16 protein-coding genes are annotated in these 18,714 nt (G+C 62.5%); 7 read left to right on the forward strand and 9 right to left on the reverse strand.

Annotated features, from left to right (window positions below):
* The first annotated feature begins 23 nt into the window (after nucleotides 1-23).
* Nucleotides 24-632, forward strand: coding sequence for an SCO family protein (locus AC3WLP_RS05700; protein ID WP_003250418.1), 609 nt, complete (start codon nucleotides 24-26; stop codon nucleotides 630-632).
* Nucleotides 633-1,115 (forward strand): copper chaperone PCu(A)C, encoded by a 483-nt coding sequence (locus AC3WLP_RS05705; protein ID WP_019752020.1) that lies wholly within the window; start codon nucleotides 633-635, stop codon nucleotides 1,113-1,115.
* 49 nt (nucleotides 1,116-1,164) lie between these two features.
* Here the strand turns inward: AC3WLP_RS05705 and AC3WLP_RS05710 are convergent, their stop codons facing one another.
* Nucleotides 1,165-1,392 (reverse strand): hypothetical protein, encoded by a 228-nt coding sequence (locus AC3WLP_RS05710; protein WP_003250422.1) that lies wholly within the window; start codon nucleotides 1,390-1,392, stop codon nucleotides 1,165-1,167.
* Nucleotides 1,393-1,848: 456 nt separating this feature from the next.
* Here AC3WLP_RS05710 and AC3WLP_RS05715 point away from each other — a divergent pair, with 456 nt between their 5' ends.
* Nucleotides 1,849-3,066, forward strand: a complete 1,218-nt coding sequence (locus AC3WLP_RS05715; RefSeq protein WP_088512890.1) for an MFS transporter — start codon at nucleotides 1,849-1,851, stop codon at nucleotides 3,064-3,066.
* A 48-nt stretch (nucleotides 3,067-3,114) separates the two neighbouring features.
* Here the strand turns inward: AC3WLP_RS05715 and AC3WLP_RS05720 are convergent, their stop codons facing one another.
* The 7 genes from AC3WLP_RS05720 to AC3WLP_RS05750 form a co-directional block, all read right to left on the reverse strand.
* Nucleotides 3,115-3,960: an AraC family transcriptional regulator gene (locus AC3WLP_RS05720; protein ID WP_003250425.1), complete on the reverse strand. Its 846-nt coding sequence runs from the start codon at nucleotides 3,958-3,960 to the stop codon at nucleotides 3,115-3,117.
* The gene (locus AC3WLP_RS05725) at nucleotides 3,957-4,271 is read right to left on the reverse strand and encodes an AzlD domain-containing protein (RefSeq protein WP_004573763.1); all 315 of its coding nucleotides are present in this window, start codon (nucleotides 4,269-4,271) and stop codon (nucleotides 3,957-3,959) included. The genes AC3WLP_RS05720 and AC3WLP_RS05725 overlap by 4 nt, the downstream gene beginning before the upstream one ends.
* Nucleotides 4,268-4,960: an AzlC family ABC transporter permease gene (locus AC3WLP_RS05730; RefSeq protein ID WP_088512889.1), complete on the reverse strand. Its 693-nt coding sequence runs from the start codon at nucleotides 4,958-4,960 to the stop codon at nucleotides 4,268-4,270. The genes AC3WLP_RS05725 and AC3WLP_RS05730 overlap by 4 nt, the downstream gene beginning before the upstream one ends.
* Nucleotides 4,961-5,107: 147 nt before the next feature.
* Complete coding sequence (locus tag AC3WLP_RS05735; RefSeq protein ID WP_088512888.1) at nucleotides 5,108-5,803, reverse strand: SEL1-like repeat protein; 696 nt, start codon at nucleotides 5,801-5,803, stop codon at nucleotides 5,108-5,110.
* A gap of 138 nt (nucleotides 5,804-5,941) precedes the next feature.
* Nucleotides 5,942-7,024, reverse strand: a complete 1,083-nt coding sequence (locus AC3WLP_RS05740; protein ID WP_014753795.1) for a hypothetical protein — start codon at nucleotides 7,022-7,024, stop codon at nucleotides 5,942-5,944.
* 39 nt (nucleotides 7,025-7,063) lie between these two features.
* A complete protein-coding gene (locus AC3WLP_RS05745; protein WP_003250434.1) occupies nucleotides 7,064-7,690 on the reverse strand; it encodes a LysE family translocator in 627 nt (208 codons plus the stop codon).
* A 2-nt stretch (nucleotides 7,691-7,692) separates the two neighbouring features.
* Nucleotides 7,693-8,481, reverse strand: a complete 789-nt coding sequence (locus tag AC3WLP_RS05750) for a YqcI/YcgG family protein (protein WP_014753794.1) — start codon at nucleotides 8,479-8,481, stop codon at nucleotides 7,693-7,695.
* Nucleotides 8,482-8,641: 160 nt separating this feature from the next.
* Between AC3WLP_RS05750 and AC3WLP_RS05755 the strand changes: the two genes are divergently transcribed.
* Nucleotides 8,642-9,562, forward strand: a complete 921-nt coding sequence (locus tag AC3WLP_RS05755; RefSeq protein ID WP_012052942.1) for a LysR substrate-binding domain-containing protein — start codon at nucleotides 8,642-8,644, stop codon at nucleotides 9,560-9,562.
* Here the strand turns inward: AC3WLP_RS05755 and AC3WLP_RS05760 are convergent.
* A complete protein-coding gene (locus tag AC3WLP_RS05760) occupies nucleotides 9,543-10,439 on the reverse strand; it encodes a LysR family transcriptional regulator (RefSeq protein WP_014591618.1) in 897 nt (298 codons plus the stop codon). The two genes, AC3WLP_RS05755 and AC3WLP_RS05760, sit on opposite strands and share 20 nt — an antisense overlap.
* 117 nt (nucleotides 10,440-10,556) lie before the next feature.
* On the opposite strand from AC3WLP_RS05760, the gene AC3WLP_RS05765 reads away from it, so the two are divergent.
* The 3 genes from AC3WLP_RS05765 (at nucleotide 10,557) to AC3WLP_RS05775 (ending at nucleotide 18,674) form a co-directional block, all read left to right on the forward strand.
* Nucleotides 10,557-11,747 carry an MFS transporter gene (locus AC3WLP_RS05765; RefSeq protein ID WP_088512887.1) on the forward strand — a complete coding sequence of 397 codons (1,191 nt, stop codon included), beginning with the start codon at nucleotides 10,557-10,559 and terminating at the stop codon, nucleotides 11,745-11,747.
* Between the two features lie 66 nt (nucleotides 11,748-11,813).
* Complete coding sequence (locus AC3WLP_RS05770; RefSeq protein ID WP_088512886.1) at nucleotides 11,814-14,174, forward strand: DNA polymerase II; 2,361 nt, start codon at nucleotides 11,814-11,816, stop codon at nucleotides 14,172-14,174.
* Between the two features lie 78 nt (nucleotides 14,175-14,252).
* Entirely contained in the window at nucleotides 14,253-18,674 is a 4,422-nt protein-coding gene (locus AC3WLP_RS05775) for an NEL-type E3 ubiquitin ligase domain-containing protein (protein ID WP_088512885.1), read from the forward strand.
* Nucleotides 18,675-18,714: the final 40 nt, after the last annotated feature.

Consider the following 18,714-nt stretch of genomic DNA (forward strand, 5'->3'; position numbering starts at 1 on the left):
CCTTCCCTGTAAAGGATGGTTTCATGAATGATCTTTTGACCCGGCGTGCGGTTGTCGCCGGCATGGGCGTTCTCGGGCTTGGCCTGCTGGCAGGCTGCAGCCCGGCCCGGGGGCTCGAGTTCAAGTACGGCAAGAACATGAGCAACGAAATCCTCGGGCGCAAGTTCAGCCTCAAAGACCCGCAAGGTAACGTGCGCACCCTGTCGAGCTTCTACGGCAGCATGCCGATGGTCTTCTTCGGCTTCACCCAGTGCCCGGCCGTCTGCCCGACCACGCTGGCGCGGGCGGCGCAGATTCGCAAGCTGCTGAGGGGCCGCGACCGCGACCTGTTCCAGGTGGTGTTCATCACCCTGGACCCGGAGCGCGACACGCCCGAGGTGCTTGATGCCTACGTCAAGGCCTTCGACCCGACGTTCACCGCGCTGACCGGCACCCCCGAGGAAATTGCCGCGGTGGCCAAGGAATTCAAGGTGTTCTACGAGAAGGTTCCGGCCGGAGACACCTACACCATTTCTCATTCGTCCACCAGCTACGTCTACGATACACGTGGCACCCTGCGCCTGAGCCTGGGCCATTCCCTGAACGCCAAGGAATGCGCCGAAGATCTGGTCACCCTGATGGAGATCTGCTGAATGTCGATGCAACCGATCAAACGCGGTTTGGCTGCCCTGGTACTGATGGGGCTGGCCCTGCCGGCCCTGGCCCAGACCACCGTGAGTGATGCCTGGGTGCGTGCCAGCGTGCCGCACCAGCAGTCCACCGGTGCGTTCATGGTCCTGACTGCCAGCAGCGACAGCAAGCTGGTGGGCGTGGCTTCGCCCGTGGCCAAGACCGTGCAGGTGCACGAGATGACCATGAACGGTGACGTGATGGGCATGCGTGAGGTCAAGGCTGTCGAATTGCCAGCCGGCAAGGCAGTGACCCTGGACCCGAATGGCCTGCATGTCATGCTGATGGGCCTGCACAATCAGGTGAAGGAGGGTGACAAAGTGCCTCTGACCCTGACCATCGAGGATGCCAAGGGCGCCAAGGAAACCCTGGACGTTCAGGCACAAGTGCGTGCGCTCAACGCCGACGCGGGTGGTGGGCATGATCACATGCACATGAACCACTGACAGATCAAAGGGCCGCGTTCAGCGGCCCTTTTCTTTTCAACTGCGCCTTTCAGCTACGAAAGCGCGGCAGCGGTCTGTCGAGGGTCAGCGACGTCAGGGTCTTGCGAACCTGGGCCTCATCGGCCTCCAGTGCCTTCAGGCTAGCGCGGATCTTGCCGGCGGCGGGCACATCGCCCTGCCGGTCGATCCAGTCGGCAATCTCCTTGCAGGCACTGCTCAGACAGGCCTGGCGCTGGTTCATCAACGACAGAAGGGTGGTGAGCTCTCTTTCGGACATGACAGGATCCTCCATTCAGCCTTGTCAGTGTAGCAGAGGGTTGGCCAGGCTCTTGCGGCCTTTGCAAGGTGCGCTGCGGCAGCTGCCAGTGGCTGCTCTCGCGGCGCAGTAACAACTCGTTACTTATAAACAGCATGTTTAAAGTTGATGCTCGTGCCGTGCAAGGGATTCAGGGCTCGGTTTCTGAACGTGACCTGTTGAAGTGCTCAACTGCACAGTCGGGAAAATGCCGTCGGGTCTGCATTCAAAGCATGGTTGTTGTAGGAGAATTCCGGGTTTCTGATTTTCGCTTGCAGAAAGCATCGGCGTTGTTACAACTTTCATGTTGAGCTCAATCCTGGCCGAGTCTTAGATTGAGTTGGCCAATATTTGGCAATCTCAATCGGCTCAAAGGAGTGCCCATATGAATCTACAATCCGAGTGTTCAGGAGCGATGTCGCCAGGAAGTACCCGCTAATGCTGGCATTGCGCCTTAACCCCGGAACGCGTTCGCTGTCGCTGGGCTACAGCTTTTCCAAATGTGGTGAATTTGCCTTCGAGGCTGCATTTGCCGTGGCGATCGTGTTCATCACAGATGCGGATATGCTTTTGATCGGCATCGCCTACTTTTTTCGTTACTTGCCAAGTGTGGTGTTTTCGCCATTGGGTGGCTGGCTGGCAGATAACGCCAACAAGAAACACACACTATTAGCAATCGAGGTGACAAAAGGCCTGCTGGCACTTTCCTTCTTTGCCTTGTTCAGCGTGTTCACGCCAGTATTACTTGCGTTGGTGGGCCTCGCAATGGTCATGACAGCGCTCGAATGCCTTTATGTGCCCACGTTTCGCGCGTACTTTCCGGACCTTGTCGAAAAGGATGAGTTAGCCACGGTGAACAGCGGTATCCAGGTGATCGAGGACGCCGCCTCGATCCTCGGGCCGCTGGTCTTTTCGGCCTGTGTGTTACTGCTGTCTCGAGAAGCCACTTTCTTGTTTTTTGCAATGTGCCTTGTCGTGTCGGCCATTTGTATCGCTACCCTGACGCCTGCCAGGCGTAGTGTCCAACAGGCATTCGATGGGTGCGCCATAATCAGGGATGCGGCGAGCAGTGTGAGTCAGTTGAGGGCCGGCAATGCGCCGTTGTTCGCTGTCATTGGCTGCACCACACTCTGTGCGATGTTCGCCACGTCGGTGATTCGCTTTATCCTTCCAGCATCGGTGCTGGAGCACTTCGCCTCTGAAGCGGCGGTTGGATACGTGTTTTCACTGCTTGCGGCAGGCACGGTGGTGGGGGGCATGCTTTACACGCGCTTCAATCCTCGTACAACCGCAGCAATGGTGCTGCGCTACTGGATGCTCTATGGCGGGCTATTTTTTGCTGCAGCAGTGGCGCTGCAATTCAATAACTGGCTGTTCCTGTTGATTCTGTTCCTGGTTGGCTTCATTGGTGCATTTGTCGATATCGCAATCGTGACCAACATCCAGTGCTTGTCGAGGGAGCATGAAGTGGGCAGGAATTTTTCCCTCTATTACTTCACCGCCGTGATGGGTGATGCCGTATCAGGATTGATTGCCAGTTTGGTCTTCGTGCTTGCGGGGCCGGCAACCTTTATCTGGATGACGCTCATGTTATTCATCGCGCCAGTGCGCTGGAACATGAAAGGACGTGGCCCAGATGTCGACAGCCGTACATAGCTTGGGCCTGGCGTATAGACGCAAGTTGGAGAGGGCGCTGCCGCCCTTTCACGCGCGCAGAGCAGAGTGAACGCAGGCTTGCCGATACGCCCCCGGGGTCACCCCATAGGCTTGCTTGAACTGCCGGCTCAAATGGCTCTGGTCGGCAAAGCCGAGGTCGAACGCCACTTGCGAAGCGGCCAGGCCGTGCTTCAGCATTTCGCGGGCGCGGGCCAGGCGGCGTTGCTTCAGCCAGGCATGGGGTGGCAGTCCGGTGGCCTGGCGGAACACCCGGGCGAAGTGGAACGGCGACAGGTTGACTGCTGCCGCCAGCGCTTCCAGTGAGGGCGGGTCGGCCAGTTGGCTTTCCAGCAGTTCGCGGGCGCGGGCTACGGCCAGGGGTTCGTGGCCAGGGGCCGAAGGCTCGGCGCACTGCCCGTGCCGTTGCACCAGGGCCAGCACCGCCTGGCGCCAGGCCGTCTGCTGCTGCAAGGCGCTGGCGCTGGCTTCGGACAACTGATGCAGCTGGCTGAACGCGAGGGCCAGGGCCGGGTCATGGATCACGCTGTCCTTGAAGCTGGGCATGCCGTGGCGGCCCAGTTCCAGTTCGTCGAGCACACCGGTCACCCGCTCGTGCTCGGGATAGAAGCCGCGATAACGCCAGCCGGCTTCATGGGCCGTAGCGCCGGTATGCAGTTCGTCGGGGTTGATCAGCACCATGCTGCCGACCGGTGCCAGGTGCTCGCTGCCGCGGTGCCAGAAGCGCTGGGCGCCCGACTCGATCACGGTGAATACATAGCCTTCGTGCACATGCGGGGCGAAGCGCTGCTGGTAGTAGCGAGCGTGCAGCATCTCGACGTCGCCAAGCGCTGGCGCCTGCCAGAGGTGTGTCTGCTCGCGCAAAGGCGGGCTCATGCCAGCCAGCTGCGCAGAAGGAAGAAGATCAACATGCTCACCAGCATGCTCAGCAATACGCTGCGGGTCAACAGTACCAGGGCGATGGCCACAAGGGAGCCCAGCAGGTAGGGGTTGAGCACGCTCAGGTTGAGCTGGTGGTCGGCCATGAAGATGATCGGGCCGCAGATGGCGGTGAGCATGCCCGGCACGGCAAAGCCGAGAAACTGCCGGGCATTCGAGCTCAGGCGCAGGGGCAGGCGCGGCTCCAGGAATGCGTAGCGGTTGAGGAACACGATGGCGCCCATGGCGAAAATCAGGATCCAGGTCATGCGCGGGCTCCGGCGAATTTCTGGCAGATGAACCCGGCGCACATGCCCAGCAGGCCTGCGACCACCAGGGCGGTTTCCCAGTGCCAGTAGCTGAACAGCACCGAACAGAACAGCGACACGGCTACGCACACCACGGTGGCCAGGTTGCGCACCAGCGGCGCGATCAGGGCGACAAAAGTGGCGACAATGGAGAAATCCAGGCCGAACTGGTCCAGGTGTGGAATGTTCTGGCCCAGCAGTATGCCGGCCAGGGTGAACAGGTTCCAGGCGATGTAAAAGGTCAGGCCCACCCCCAAGGCATACCAGCGGTTGAATTGCTGCTGGTCGTACTGGCTGGTCAGGGCGAAGAATTCGTCGGTCAGCAGAAAGCCCAGGCCGAGCCGCCAGCGCAGCGGCTGGTTGGACAGTACCGGGCGCATCGACAGGCCATACAGCAGGTGCTGCGAGGTCAGCAGCAGGGTGGTGAGCAGGATCGATGCCAGGTTGGCACCCCCCTTGAGCATGCCAATGGCCACCAGCTGCGCGGCGCCGGCGAAGACGATGGCCGACAGCCCCTGCCCCTGCCAGGCGCTGAGGTTGGCCTCGATGGCCATGGAACCGGCCAGCAGGCCCCAAGGGGCAACGGCCAGGGACAACGGGAGAATGGCAATGGCGCCGTGAAGAAAGGCTTGGCGGGCGATGTGGGGCATGATGGCTGCATGACGGCTACGAGGCAGGCCAGCATGACAGACGGGGCAGGGGATGGCTTGAACGATCTTGCTGGTCGAGGCGTGTTCGTCTCAACCTCAGTGGCCAACTGACAACAGGGCCGCAAGGCGGCCCCGAATGACCCTGGGTTATGGGCGGCTGGTCAGCAGCTGTTGCGCCGTTGCGCAGCCATTGATGTCTACGGCTTTCTGCAGCAGGCTCGTGCGCTGCTGTGGGTCGAGGTCGCCAAGCAGGCGGTACACCTCGGCCTGGTAGTCGCGCTGACGCCCCCACAGCATTTCCAGGCCTTGTGGCCGGCTGCGGTTGCAGGCCAAGCGCGTGGCCGGTTGCGGGTAGTAGGGGGCGTACACGGTGGCCATGCTGGGGATGGCCTCCAGCGCTGTACGGTACTCGCTGCTGACGTTGTAGGGCTGGCACCAGGTGGCGATGGCGGGCGCCGGTGCGGCAAACCCCTGCTGGAGGCTGGCTTCGAGCAACGGGCAGGCGGCCTCCGGGATTTGCGCGGCGGGCAGGTACGTCATGTAATACAGCGCCAGACGGTACTGTGCGACCGGGTGGCCAAGCGCTACCGATTTTTTCAGCAGGGCAACCGCTGTCGGCAAGGTGTGAGCCATGGCCTGGCCCTGGCGGCTAAGCTCAGGGTCGCCGCCCACTGCGGTGCGCAGCGTGCTGGCAGCGTCGTCCTGGTTGTCGGCCTGCTCCAGTAGCGGCAAGGCCTGACGGTAGAGCAGGTCGGCATGAGGGTCGATGCGTACCTCCAGCGCTTGCGCGGCCAGTGGCATCAGCGCAGCCAACAGCGGGGGCAGGCGTCGCACAAGGCTCACAGGCAAACCCCATGGGTGGCCAAGTACGGATGGACGGCTTTGGTGTTCATGGCGGTCAAACGTGCGCCTCGGGCAAATCGTAACGACGACGTATTCTAGCCACCCTAAGGGGGTGGCCGAAAGACCACCCGACAACTGTCAGACGAGCTTGATCGGCGTGACCTTGCGCTGGGCATGTTTTTCCTGGGCCAGCCCAAGCTTGGCGGTGATCACCTTGGCCAAGGCATTGTTGCCCAGATCGTTCAGGTGCAGGCGGTCGATGAACAGGTCGGCGCCGAACACGGGCGAGCTGTCGAGCATGCAGTTCATGTCGTAGCAGGGCACCGGGTCGGCCTGGCTTTTGATACGGCGGAAAAATGCCGAATGCAACTGTCTGTCGAATGCCCCCTCCAGCAGCCGGTCGAAGTTGGCCGGTTGTTGCTGCAGCGCGGTCAGCATGGCTTGCTCGCCGGCGGGCAGGGTATCCCGGCACCAGGGCAGCAGCGGTTGCAGGATGAAGGTGAGCGTGGCGTGGCTGTCTGCCAGCAGACGGTCCCATTGGCGCAAGGTGCGGCCAATGTTGTCGGCGGCACGGGCCAGTCGTTTTTCCGGGGAGGACAGTGGCCAGCTGACCGGGGCTGTGACCACGGGAGGGGTCAGCGCCTGGCCGATGCGCCGCCACAGCGACTGCCGACGGGGCGGTGCGCAGGGCTGCATGCCTTCGCTGAAACTGTTGAGAAAGGCCTGGTAGGCCTTGGCGTGCTGCGGGTCGTTGGTACCTGCGAGGACTTCACACAGGGCTTCGTGGGCCAGGCTGTTGAGGCCACTGAGCACCACCACATGGCCGAGTTGGCCAAGGCGGTGCTGGTGGGTCAGGAACATCATCAATTCCTGGGTGGCGTTCAGCCCGCAGCCGGCCAGGCTCAGCCAGACTTCGCCCGTGAGCATCGACAGGTGCGAGGCCACTGTGTGTTCGTCGGAGCTGGCGCCGATGCCCAGGGCTGTGGAGCCGCCGACCAGCAGGTTGATGCGCGACGCACCACCGTGCTCGGCCGCCGAAAAGCGCTTGCCGGCGCAATGGCTGTAGCGCAAGCCAAGTGCATCGGTGTTGATGGTGCCGGAGCGGTAGCCGGTTTCGTGCACATGCAGCATATAGGGGGCACGGCGACTGCCCAGCAGGAGAAAGCGCTGGTAGTCCTGCTGCAGCGGCGAAGGAGACGGGCGCGCATCAGTCGTGGTCATGGTCTCTCCTTCGCTTGAGCCGGGTACTTTGCAGCAGATTCAGGCCGCCAGTTCCTTGAGGTTGTACAGCAGGCCGCCGGCGGCGATCAGCAGCAGGGCGACGCCCGAGGCCAGGCTGATGATGCGGTTGCTGCGCTGCGAGGCGATCTTGCCGATGGCGAAGATGTACAGGCTGAGCACGGCGAAATCGATGGCCACCCACAGTAGCGACAGCACCACCATGCTCTTGCCGAACGATTCGGTGATCTGAATGAACTGCGGGAAGAAGGCGATGAAGAAAATGATGTCCTTCGGGTTGGAAATGCCCACCATGAAGCCTTGCATCAGCCCGCCGCGCCCAGCCTTGGGGGCCTCGCTCGCCGCGTCTGACGCGGGTGCCTGCAGGGCGTCCCTCAACGTGCCCATGGCAATGTAGCCGATGAACAGGCAGCCCAGCAGGCTCATGGTGCTGAGCCATGTTTTGTCGATGGCGGCACTGGTGAGGATGATCCACGCTGCCGCGCCGATCAGCACCAGTGATGCCCAGTTGGTGCCGACGGCGGTGAACATGGCCTTGCGCGAGCCGGAGGCGGCCGCAGTGTTGACGATCAGTGCCACCACCGGGCCGGGAGTGGCGATCAGTAGCAGCACGGTGAGGGCGTAGGTGGCGGTGAGTGCGGTATTCACGGTCAGTTCTCGATCAGTATGTCGGGTGTCGCCTGGTGTGCGGCATGGGCGTGGAAGGGGCAGCGTGACGGGTTGAGCGAGCCTGCCTCCTGCAGTTGATACTGCTTCCACTCGTAGTTGTCGGTATCGCCGAAAAAGCCAAGGGTGTCGGGCACAACGCCGTCGTTGTAGTGGTGCACGCGCTCGCGAATGCGCTCGCGGATGCGCTTGCCACTCTCGGTGTTGGCATTGGCCACTTCGTCGAAGTTCTCCCGCGGGTTGATGACGAAGGTGATGTGCTGGCCCAGATTGCGGCTTTTCATCTGCTGATGGCCGGGGAAGTTCATGTTGATGAACAGCGGCATGCCGGCATAGCAGAACGACCAGCCGGTATCGTCGGGATCGGTCGGGATGCCCTGAGGCCAAGGGTGCGGGTCGCGCGCATGCACGCCGCGCAGTACCTTCCAGGCCAAGGCCTGTTGCTCGGCCAGGCTGCTGCCGGCGGCGGTTTCGAGAAACACCACCAATGGGCTGCCGATGCGCTGCTTGGGCGCGATCGGTGCGACGGTGCGCACATAATTGGCCAGGCCCTGTGCGATATCATCGGCCAGTTGCTCGGCGCGGGCGAAGAGAATGTGGCAGGTTTCGCCGTTTACCGCCTTGCGGCCGAACAGGCAGGGGAATTCGGGGTTGGCGAGAATACTGCGAAAGTGTTCTATGGTTTTGAACGTCCAGTGTTGCATGGTGTGTCCATGTTCAGCGGCGAGCTCCAGCGCATCCAGGCGATAGCAATTTCCATATCCCGTAAACATGATTTCCCCAGGCGTTGATTTAAGTGAACGTTCCAGTCACATGCAGGCAGGATCTTGGTTATGTTTGTTATTTACCGGCATTTTCCGAGACGCTCCTGTCGTTGTAAAACGCGTGGAGTTATGACCTACTATTAGTCTTACTCATGCTCGGGACGCCGCCATGTCGGAACGAATTCAGGCCTTGCACGCGCTGCGTGCCTTCGAGGTGGCCTCTCGCTATGGCTCTTTCACCCGCGCTGCTGAGGAGCTGGCCCTGACCCAGGGCGCCGTCAGCCACCACATCAAGACCCTCGAAGCCCTGTTTGGCTGCGACCTGTTCGAACGTCGGGGCCCGAAGCTGAGCCTGACCGAGCACGGCCGCCTGCTTGCGCAAGAGCTGAAGGTAGGCTTCAAGATCATCGAGAATGCCTGCGCACTGCTGCGTCAGGATCGCTACGGCCTGCGCCTGAAGGCGCCGTCCACGCTCACGGTGCGCTGGCTGCTGCGGGCGCTGGATGCGTTCAAGAAGGTCGAGGACAACTGCAGCGTGCAGCTGTCCAGTGTGTGGATGGATATCGACAGCGTGGACTTCTATTCCGAGCCCTACGACTGCGCCATTCTCCTGGCCAGCGGGCGTTTTCCCGCCGATATCGAGAGTTTCAAGCTGTTCGATGAATGGCTGATTCCGGTATGTCATCCGGATTACATGACGCAGGCACAACCGCAACTGTCCGACCTGCCCCGATGCGAGTTCCTGCACCCGTCACCCGACCGGCGTGACTGGCGGCGTTGGCTGGCGCGAATGGATGCGCTGGACATCAGCATCGACCAGGGGCAGGTGTTCGATACCCTCGACCAGGGCATATCGGCCGCCCAGCAGGGCTTAGGCATTTCAGTGGTCGATCTGGTACTGGCCAGCACCGACCTGGCCGCCGGGCGCCTGGTCACGCCTTTCAAGCATGCCGTGGCCACCGGCGACGGTTACTACATGACCTGGCTCAAGGCCAGCCCAAAAGCGCGGCAAATGAACAAGCTGCGTGACTTCCTGCTCGGCCAGGTACCGCCGCTGGCCTACAAGGACATCAACTACCTGTACGGTTGAATACCCGAGCGAGCATGAAGTCGATGAATACCCGCAACTTTGGCGGCATCTGCCGCCCGGACGGCCACAGCAGATAGAAGCTGCCGCGCCGTTCCATGAAGTCGTCGAGGACACTGACCAGTGAGCCATTGGCCAGCTCGCGACCTACGTTGAAGTCCGGCAGACAGGTAATGCCGCGGTGGTTCAAGGCAAAGCAGACGCGTGTTTCGACGTGGTTGCAGACCATCGAGATGGGGATGTCATAGGCTTGCTCGGGATGCTCCTGGCGCAGCGGCCAGGTTTCCAGCTTGCCGTTGCTGGGGAAGCGATAATGCAGGCAGGTATGCGCTGCCAGGTCGCGTGGGTGCAACGGTGTGCCGCGTTCGCGCAGGTACTCGGGCGAGGCTACCAGGCGATGCTGAAAGTGCCCGAGGAATTTGGCGCTGAGCCGGGAGTCCACCGGCTGCCCGCCGCGCATCACCACATCGAAGCCTTCACCAACGATATCCACCATGCGGTCGGAGAAGTCCAGGTCCAGTTCAACCTGTGGGTACAGTGCCATGAACTCGGCCAGTGCCGGCATTACCAGTCTGGTCACCTGCGGCATGCTCACCCGCAGGCGCCCGCGCGGCGTTTCGCTGGCCTGCGACAGCTCCTGCTCGGTGGCTTCGATTTCGGCAAGGATGCGCCGGCTGCGTTCGAGGAACATCGTGCCCTCGGCGGTGAGGGTGATGCTGCGTGTGCTGCGGTGGAACAGGCGCACGCCCAGGCGGCTTTCCAGGCGCGCCACGCGTTTGCCCACTGCCGAAGCACTGATCCCCAGTGACTGGCTGGCGGCAACGAAGCTGCGGGTTTCAGCCACCCGATTGAAGACCACGAAGCCGCTGAGGCTGTCCATGTCGCACTCCTGATTGCGGACGCTGATGTCCTGGGTGAGCGGCATTGTAACCGTCTTTTTCCGCAATGGCCTGGTCTTGCAGACTGTTCGCCTCGTTTCTCACTCAAGGCATTTGCAATGTCCCAGACATCTTCCGCACCGGTGCTGGCTGCCAGCAACGAACGTCTGCCCGTTGGCGGGCTGCTGGCGCTGGCCATGACCGGTTTCATCGCCATCCTCAGCGAAACCTTGCCGGCGGGTTTGCTCGACCAGATCGCCGATGGCATGCACATCAGCCAGGCCATGGCTGGGCAATGGGTCACGGCGTATGCCTTGGGCTCGTTACTGACCGCCATCCCGTTGGTGACATTGACCCAAGGCTGGTATCGGCGCCGGGCGCTGTTGCTGGCGATCATCGGCTTCGTGCTGTTCAACGGGCTGACGGCCCTGTCGGACTCCAACAGCCTGACCCTGGTGCTGCGCTTTTTCACGGGGGCTGCGGCCGGCCTGGCATGGGGCCTGATCGCTGGCCATGCCCGGCGCATGGTGCCGGTACCGTTGCAGGGCCGGGCCATGGCGCTGGCCATGCTCGGGCAGCCGATTGCCTTGTCGCTCGGCTTGCCGATTGCGACCTGGCTGGGGGCAGGGTTGGGCTGGCGCGCGACGTTCGTGGTCGTCACGCTGGTGGCGTCGCTGCTGGTGGTGTGGGTGTTGCGATCCGTGCCGGACTACCCGGGGCAGGCTGCCGGCAAGCGCCCGGCGGCCATGCAGGTATTGCGCACGCCAGGGGTGTTGATCGTATTGCTGGTGATCCTCACCTGGATCCTTGGCCATAACATCCTCTACACCTATATCGTGCCGTTGCTGGTGGCGGCTGGCATGGCTGCGGACATTGGCCCGGTGCTGATGGTGTTTGGTCTGTCGGCGCTGGCCGGGATCGGCCTGGTAGGGCTGCTGGTCGACCGGCACCTGCGCAAGCTGGTATTGCTGAGCCTGGCCGGTTTTGCCTTGGCCACGCTGGCATTGGGGCAGGCATCGTCGTGGCTTGTGTACCTGAGCATCGCCTTGTGGGGAATGACCTATGGCGGCGCCCCGACCCTGCTGCAGACAGCGTGCGCCGACGCCGCAGGCCAGGGTGGTGATGTGGCGCAGTCGATGCTGGTGACGGTGTGGAACTGCGCCATTGCCCTGGGCGGAATCATTGGCGGATTGCTGCTGGCTGGGGCCGGCGTGGCGTGGTTTGGCGGGGTGGTGCTGGGGTTGATCGCCTTGGCCTGGCTGCTGGCCGTGGCCGGGCGGGGGAGCGGTTTTGTGGCGGGGAGGCGCTAAAACACTCATGCCACGCACGACACAGGTAGAATAACGCCCTCTACAGACAATCCAGAGGTCGACGCAGTGGAGTTGCAGCAGGGTTTTGTCCTGACCCGGCACTGGCACGATACGCCGGAAGGCACCTGCGTGGAGTTCTGGCTGGCCACCGATGCCGGGCCCCGGCTGTTGCGGCTGGCGGCGCAGGAGTCGGTGGCTTTCATTCCTCAGGCGCAGGCCGAGCATGCCCGTGTGCTGCTGGCCAACGAAGCAGGGACCAAGCTCAAGCCACTGCGCCTGAAGGACTTCGAGCATCGCCCAATGCTCGGCCTCTACACCCGCCAGCATCGCCAGTTGATGCAACTGGAGCAGCGTCTGCGCACGGCCGGTATCGACGTGTTCGAGGCCGATATCCGCCCGCCGGAGCGTTATCTCATGGAGCGCTTCATCACGGCGCCGGTGCAGTTCACTGGTCAGCCGGATGCGCAGGGCGTTTACCGGGACGCCCAGCTCAAGCCGCAGCCAGGCTATCGCCCGGCGCTGCGCCTGGTGTCGCTGGACATCGAGACCAGCGAGCGTGGCGAGCTGTACAGCATCGCGCTGGAGGGCTGTGGTCAGCGCCAGGTGTACATGCTCGGCCCGGCCAACGGCGATGCCACCGGGCTTGACTTCGACCTGGAGTATTGCGCTGATCGCGCCGCCTTGATTACCCGGCTCAACCAGTGGATGGCCAGGCATGACCCGGACGCGATCATTGGCTGGAACCTGGTGCAGTTCGACCTGCGCCTGCTGCATGAGCATGCCAAGTCGTTGCAGGTGCCACTAACGCTGGGGCGCAACGGTGCGGTCATGACCCTGCGCAGCCATGCCGGTGGCGGCCATGTCTTCGCCGATGCGCCGGGGCGGCTGCTGATCGATGGCATCGAGGCGTTGCGTTCGGCCACCTGGAGCTTTGCCTCGTTCAGCCTGGAGAACGTTGCCCAGACCCTGCTGGGTGAAGGCAAGGCCATCGACACACCGTACCAACGCATGGACGAAATCAATCGCCGCTTCGCCGAAGACAAACCGGCCCTGGCGCGCTACAACCTGAAGGACTGCGAACTGGTCACGCGCATTTTCGCCCATACCCGGCTGCTCGACTTCCTGCTCGAACGTGCCTCGGTGACGGGATTGGCCGTGGACCGCAGCGGTGGGTCGGTAGCCGCGTTCTGTCACTTGTACATTCCACAGATGCACCGCCTTGGCTTTGTCGCGCCCAGCCTTGGCAGCCGCCCTGACGAAGCCAGCCCCGGCGGGTTTGTCATGGATTCGCGGCCAGGGCTTTACGACTCGGTGCTGGTGCTGGACTACAAGAGCCTGTACCCATCGATCATCCGGACCTTTCTCATCGACCCGGTCGGGCTGATCGAAGGCTTGCGCCAGCCTGACGACGCACATTCGGTCGAGGGTTTTCGCGGTGGGCGGTTTTCACGCACGCAGCACTGCCTGCCAGCCATCGTCGAACGGGTGTGGCAGGGCAGGGAAGCGGCCAAGCGCGAGGGCAATGCGCCGCTGTCACAGGCCTTGAAAATCATCATGAATGCCTTTTATGGCGTGCTTGGTTCCAGCGGTTGCCGTTTCTTCGACCCGCGCCTGGCGTCCTCGATCACCATGCGCGGCCACCAGATCATGCGCCAGACCAGGTCCCTGATCGAGGCGTGTGGCTACGATGTGATCTACGGTGACACCGACTCCACCTTTGTCTGGCTCAAGGGGGCCCACGCCGAGGCAGACGCGGCGCGCATCGGCCGCGAGCTGGTGGCAAAGGTCAACCAATGGTGGCAAGCCCATCTGCACGAGACCATGAACCTGCAGAGCGCCCTCGAACTGCAGTTCGAGGTGCATTACCGACGCTTCCTGATGCCCACCATCCGCGGTACCGATGAAGGCAGCAAAAAGCGCTATGCCGGCCTGGTGCAGCGGGCCGATGGTTCGCAAGAGATGGTTTACAAGGGCCTGGAATCGGTGCGCACCGACTGGTCACCGCTGGCCCGGCAGTTCCAGCAGGAACTCTACGGCCGAGTGTTCCGCAGCGAGCCCTACCGTGATTATGTCCGCGAGTACGTGCGGCGAACGTTGGCGGGCGAGCAGGACGAACTGCTGGTTTATCGCAAGCGCCTGCGTCGCCCGCTGGCCGATTACCAGCGCAACGTGCCGCCGCATGTGCGTGCCGCACGCCTTGCCGACGACTACAACAAGCGTCTGCAGCGCCCTCTGCAGTACCAGCGTGGTGGCTGGATCAGTTACGTGATCACCACCGCCGGCCCTGAGCCGCTGGAAAACCTGCAGGCACCGATCGATTACGATCACTACATCAGCCGTCAGCTACTGCCGGTGGCCGACGCCATCCTGCCCTTTGTCGGCGATGATTTCGCGCGCCTTACCGACCATCAGTTACTGCTGTTCTGAACAGGTGGTAGATAGCTAGGCGTCAGCCTGACGCTACAGTCTTCAGACTCGGACCTCCATGTCGTCGCGGAGGCAGAGATGCAGAACAATAGCCGTCAACCATCGGCTGCGGTCGATACCCTTGCCATGGCCCAAGCATGCCAGGACCACTACATTGCACAGCGGCTGCCGGCCTGGATGAAGCGGCTGAGCGTGGCCGAATTCACCCTTCTGAGCGAGGCGCTGCCTGAACTGCTGGCCTGCCGCGCAGGCTTGGTGTCAGCGCTGGCGCGGCTACGCAACCTGAATGCATTTACCCAGCCCTTGCTGCAGCAAGCGCTCGGTGCCCACGGCGACCTTGACGTCGATCGCCTGTACTTTCGCCAGTGGTACACCTTTACCTCGCCCACGATCCATTATGTAACCAGTCGGCTTCCGGTTGTCGGCAGCGATTACTACGACATCCCTCTGCTCGAGGCTGCTTTGAGCAATTTCACCGCAGAACAGCAGCGCGACCAGCCACAGGGCTATTGCTTGGTCGATGTGCGCGGCGCAAGGCGTAGTGAGCTGTCTGCACCGGGCTTCGCCAGGCTGTGTCGAGCGCTGGATCTTGGGCAGAAATACCAGGCGCATCTGGATTCGGTACTCCAGCCTGAAGTCAGGGGGTTACTGACGCGACGGCAACGCTACAGCATGCTGGTGGATGCCCTGCAGGCCAGGGCGCAGGGCGTATTGAGCGCAGACGAACTGCAGTGGGTGGTGGCGCTCTGCACCAAGGACACGCTCGGCAAGCTCGAAGGCGCATCGGTTCGCGTGCGGCAGTTGGCGGTGTTCGGTTGCCGCTTGCAGCAGATCGTCGTGCTGGACGTGATCGACGCGGGCCTGTTGTTCAACACCAGCAAGCGCGTGTTGGTCTATGTACCGGGTGACCCGCACGGCCCCTGGAGCGTGCGCAGCGACCTGGAAGATTATGCCCGCCGGGTGCTTGGCAAACGCCTGCGCGAAGATGACTACCGGCGCTTCTTCAACCGCTTCGTGCGCCGACGCGATAGCCAGCGATTCTTCTCGGCCGTCAGTGAGCGCCTCGATGACGTGCCCGGCTGGGCAACCCGCGACCTCGATGAGCAGACCTTTGCCTATCGCCTGCCATTGTTCGAACACCTTGCTGACGACTGGATTGCGCGGATCAAGGACGATGCTGCGGTCATCGCCCCGCCCGTGGCCCTGCTTGATCGCGAGGTCCAGGCCGAACACGCCCGCCGTTTGCGTGCTGAAGGCTGGACCCTGTTGGGTGTTGCAGGGTTTTTCGTTCCGGGCATCGGCGCGGTGTTGTTGGGGGTGATGGCCTGGGAGCTGCTTGAGCAGACGTTCCAGGCTGTAGGGGATTGGCAGGACAACGAACGCAATGCGGCACTGGCGCACCTGCTGAATGTAGGCAAAGGACTGCTGGCTGTCGGGGCAACCGTTGCCGTAGTCGCCACGGCCCGACGCGCCTGGAGTGTGGTGGACAACCTGGTACCGGCGCAGCTGGAAAACGGTGAGGAAAAACTGTGGAACGCAGACCTCGGCCCCTATCGCTGCGAAAGCCCGCCAGACACGGCGGTGCCGGACATGGAGGGTATGCACCGCCTGGGCGAGCGCCGCTGGATCAGCATGGACGGGCACTGGTATGAGATGACCTGGCACAACGACGATGAACAGTGGCAACTGCTCCCTTATCAGGGCTATGCGCCGCCACTGCGTCACAATGGGGCCGGTGCATGGCGGCTGTGGTACGAGCAGCCCGCCGAGTGGGGCGACACACGCCAGTTGTTCCGCCGCCTGGGCGGGCCATTCAGCGACCTTGACGATGCGCAGATCGACCAGTCGCTGGCGATCCATGGCCTCGATGATCAGCACCTTCGGGCATGGCATGTGTATGGCCTTGCGCCGGAAGCAGCGCTGGTCGACACCGTCGCACGCGTGCGGCTCGCCGGCAGGATTGGGACGTTGATCAACCACTTGCGCGAGGGAGGGGTAACGGCAGACCCGCTGCTGCTGGAGCAGGTCATGCGCCTTCCACAGGCCGCCGGCAAGGACGGAGCAGCGTTGGCCGATGTGGCTTGGGCCGGGCGACGAGAACTGCTGCAGGCGGTGTACGAAGAGCAGAATCCCGACACGGAAACGGGCCGTCTCTTACGGCAGAATTTTGCCAGCCTGCACCGCCTGGCTGCGGATGAGGTGCTACGCGATGCCAGCGAGGATGACCTGCAGCTTTTGCGTGAGACGGGGCGCGTGCCGTTGCCGATGGCCGAGGCAGCAAGGTTGCAGGTTGCGCGGATTCGAATAGCGCGGGTGTATGAGGCGCTGAGCATCGATACGCCGCAAAACCTCGACCTGGCGCGTGTGGTACTTAATCTGCTGGTGCATGTGCCGGGGGCTGGCGGGCCCGGGTGGCGATTGTACGACGGTGATGCCAGCGAGCCGTTAGTGACGGTCGAGGGAACGGGGCAGACGTTTGACTTGCTTCATCGTCATGGGCTGTTCCGCCTGCGTACCCGAACGCACACGGTTGCCGGTGAGAGGGGGGAGTTGTTCGAGACCTTGGCCGCAGCCTATGACGACGCATCGCAAGCGGCCATCAGCCAAGGCCGGTCGTTTGTGCCTGCGCTGCGCCAGGCGCTGACCGACGTTGCTATCGAGCAACGCCAGACCGTGGTGAATCTGCTCAGGTTGGAACAGCCGACCGGCTCGTTTCTCCCGCCACAACGTCTGGCGGATGGCAGGGTTGGCTACCCCTTGGCGGGCGGCAGGTTCTGGGGGGCGCTGGGGCGGAACAGGCCCAGGGCGCTGCAGGCTCGGCTGCGTGATCTGTACCCAGCTTTCAGTGACGAGCAGATCGGGCACTGGCTCGCATCAGGCGACGCGCAGGCCAGGTTACAGAGGCTGGAACAGCAATACGGGGTGCTCAAGAGACACTTGACCCAGTGGGCGCGCAGTGCCTTGCTGTCATCAGAACTGCCCGCCCGGCGTGAGTTCAGAAAGGGGCTGATCAACTGCTGGCGCTGTCTTGTGCCGGAACTGCAAGGACAAGCAGCACTGGACGACGGGCGCTTCATGCTGACCCAGACCATCAGCCGCTTGCGCCATCTGCCGGCCCTGCCCGCGCAAGTGGGCTTTCCCCACGTCTCGATCCTGGCCTTGCGCGCCATGCGCGTGGAGCACGTTCCGGATGAGTTTCTGCGGGCGTTTCCCAACTTGCGCAACCTGGAAATCACCCATTGCCGACTCCGGCGTTTGCCATTGCCTCTGATGCTTGTCCAGAAGCTGGAGGTACTCGACTTGTCTGGTAACCAGATCACCCTCGACCAAGGCCAGGCGTTGGTCCTGGCGGATTGCCGGTCCCTGGTGTACCTGAACCTTTCAGACAACCCGCTGCGCAGGGCATTTTCCGTCCAGGCAATGACCGAACTGAATGCCCTCTACCTGTCGAACACCCAGTTACCCGAGTGCCCCTATGGGCTGATGGACGCGCCAGAACTGCACACCCTGAACCTCAGCGGCAACCGTATTTCTGAACTGCCCGAGGGTTTTCATCAGTCGCAGCTGTGGCGCTTGGGCAGGGTCGAGCTTTCCGGCAATCGGCTGGGGGGGGCGCAGGTTGGGTTATCAAACTGGCATTTGCTTGAGGCCAGTCGCGTGCCTTACCGGTTGCGCATTCTGGATGCGCTGCCTGGCGAACGCCGAGATGAAATGGCTGCACTGTGGGCCCATCTGGAGGCCGAGGAACAATCGGAAGCGTTCTTCAATACCCTGTCGATGCTGACGGAATCGGGCGCCTTCAGCTTCTCATCGACTGCATCCGCGCTCGCGGCCCGTGTGTTCGACATGTTCCAGGCGATGTCTGAGCATGATGCCCTCAGGCAGGAGCTGTTCGAGCACGCTGCGGCGACCGGTTGCCAGGATAACGCCACCGCGCGTTTCGCCAACCTGGAACTGCGAGTGATGATATGGCGCACGAGGCACAGCGGATCTGCCCGGCCTGAACGGGCCTTGCTGAAGCTCGGTGCCCGGATGTGGCGGTTGGCGGTGCTTGAGCAAATTGCCGCTGAACATGCTCATCGGGTGGGGGCGAGCGCTGAATCGATCGAATTCGCCTTGGCCTATCGAATCGGCTTGCGCACGTCTCTGGACTTGCCTGGCCAACCCGATGAAATGCTCTATGCAGGTATCCCTGCCTTGAGTAGCCAGGACCTTCTCCTGGCCCGTGAAAGGGTTCTGGCGCGACAGACCCGGGAGGGCATTGCTGATTACTTGTCACGCCAGTGGTTCTGGCAGGATTACTTGCGCAAGGCCTGCGCGGTTCGCTTGCAAGTGCCCCAATCCATGCACGCTGAGCTGGAACGGCTGATGGCGCTGGGGAATCGGGACGAGGAAATCGCGCGGCTGCAGATCCGCAATCAGCAACGCGAGCATGCGGTGTTGCTGCAGTTGACGCTGGAGGCGCTGGACCGGAACACGGTGCAGCGTCCGCTCAGCTAGCGGGTTGGCGGTTGTCTGAACGCAGGCATTAGCTATATAG

This window comes from Pseudomonas sp. FW305-E2, from assembly GCF_058782925.1.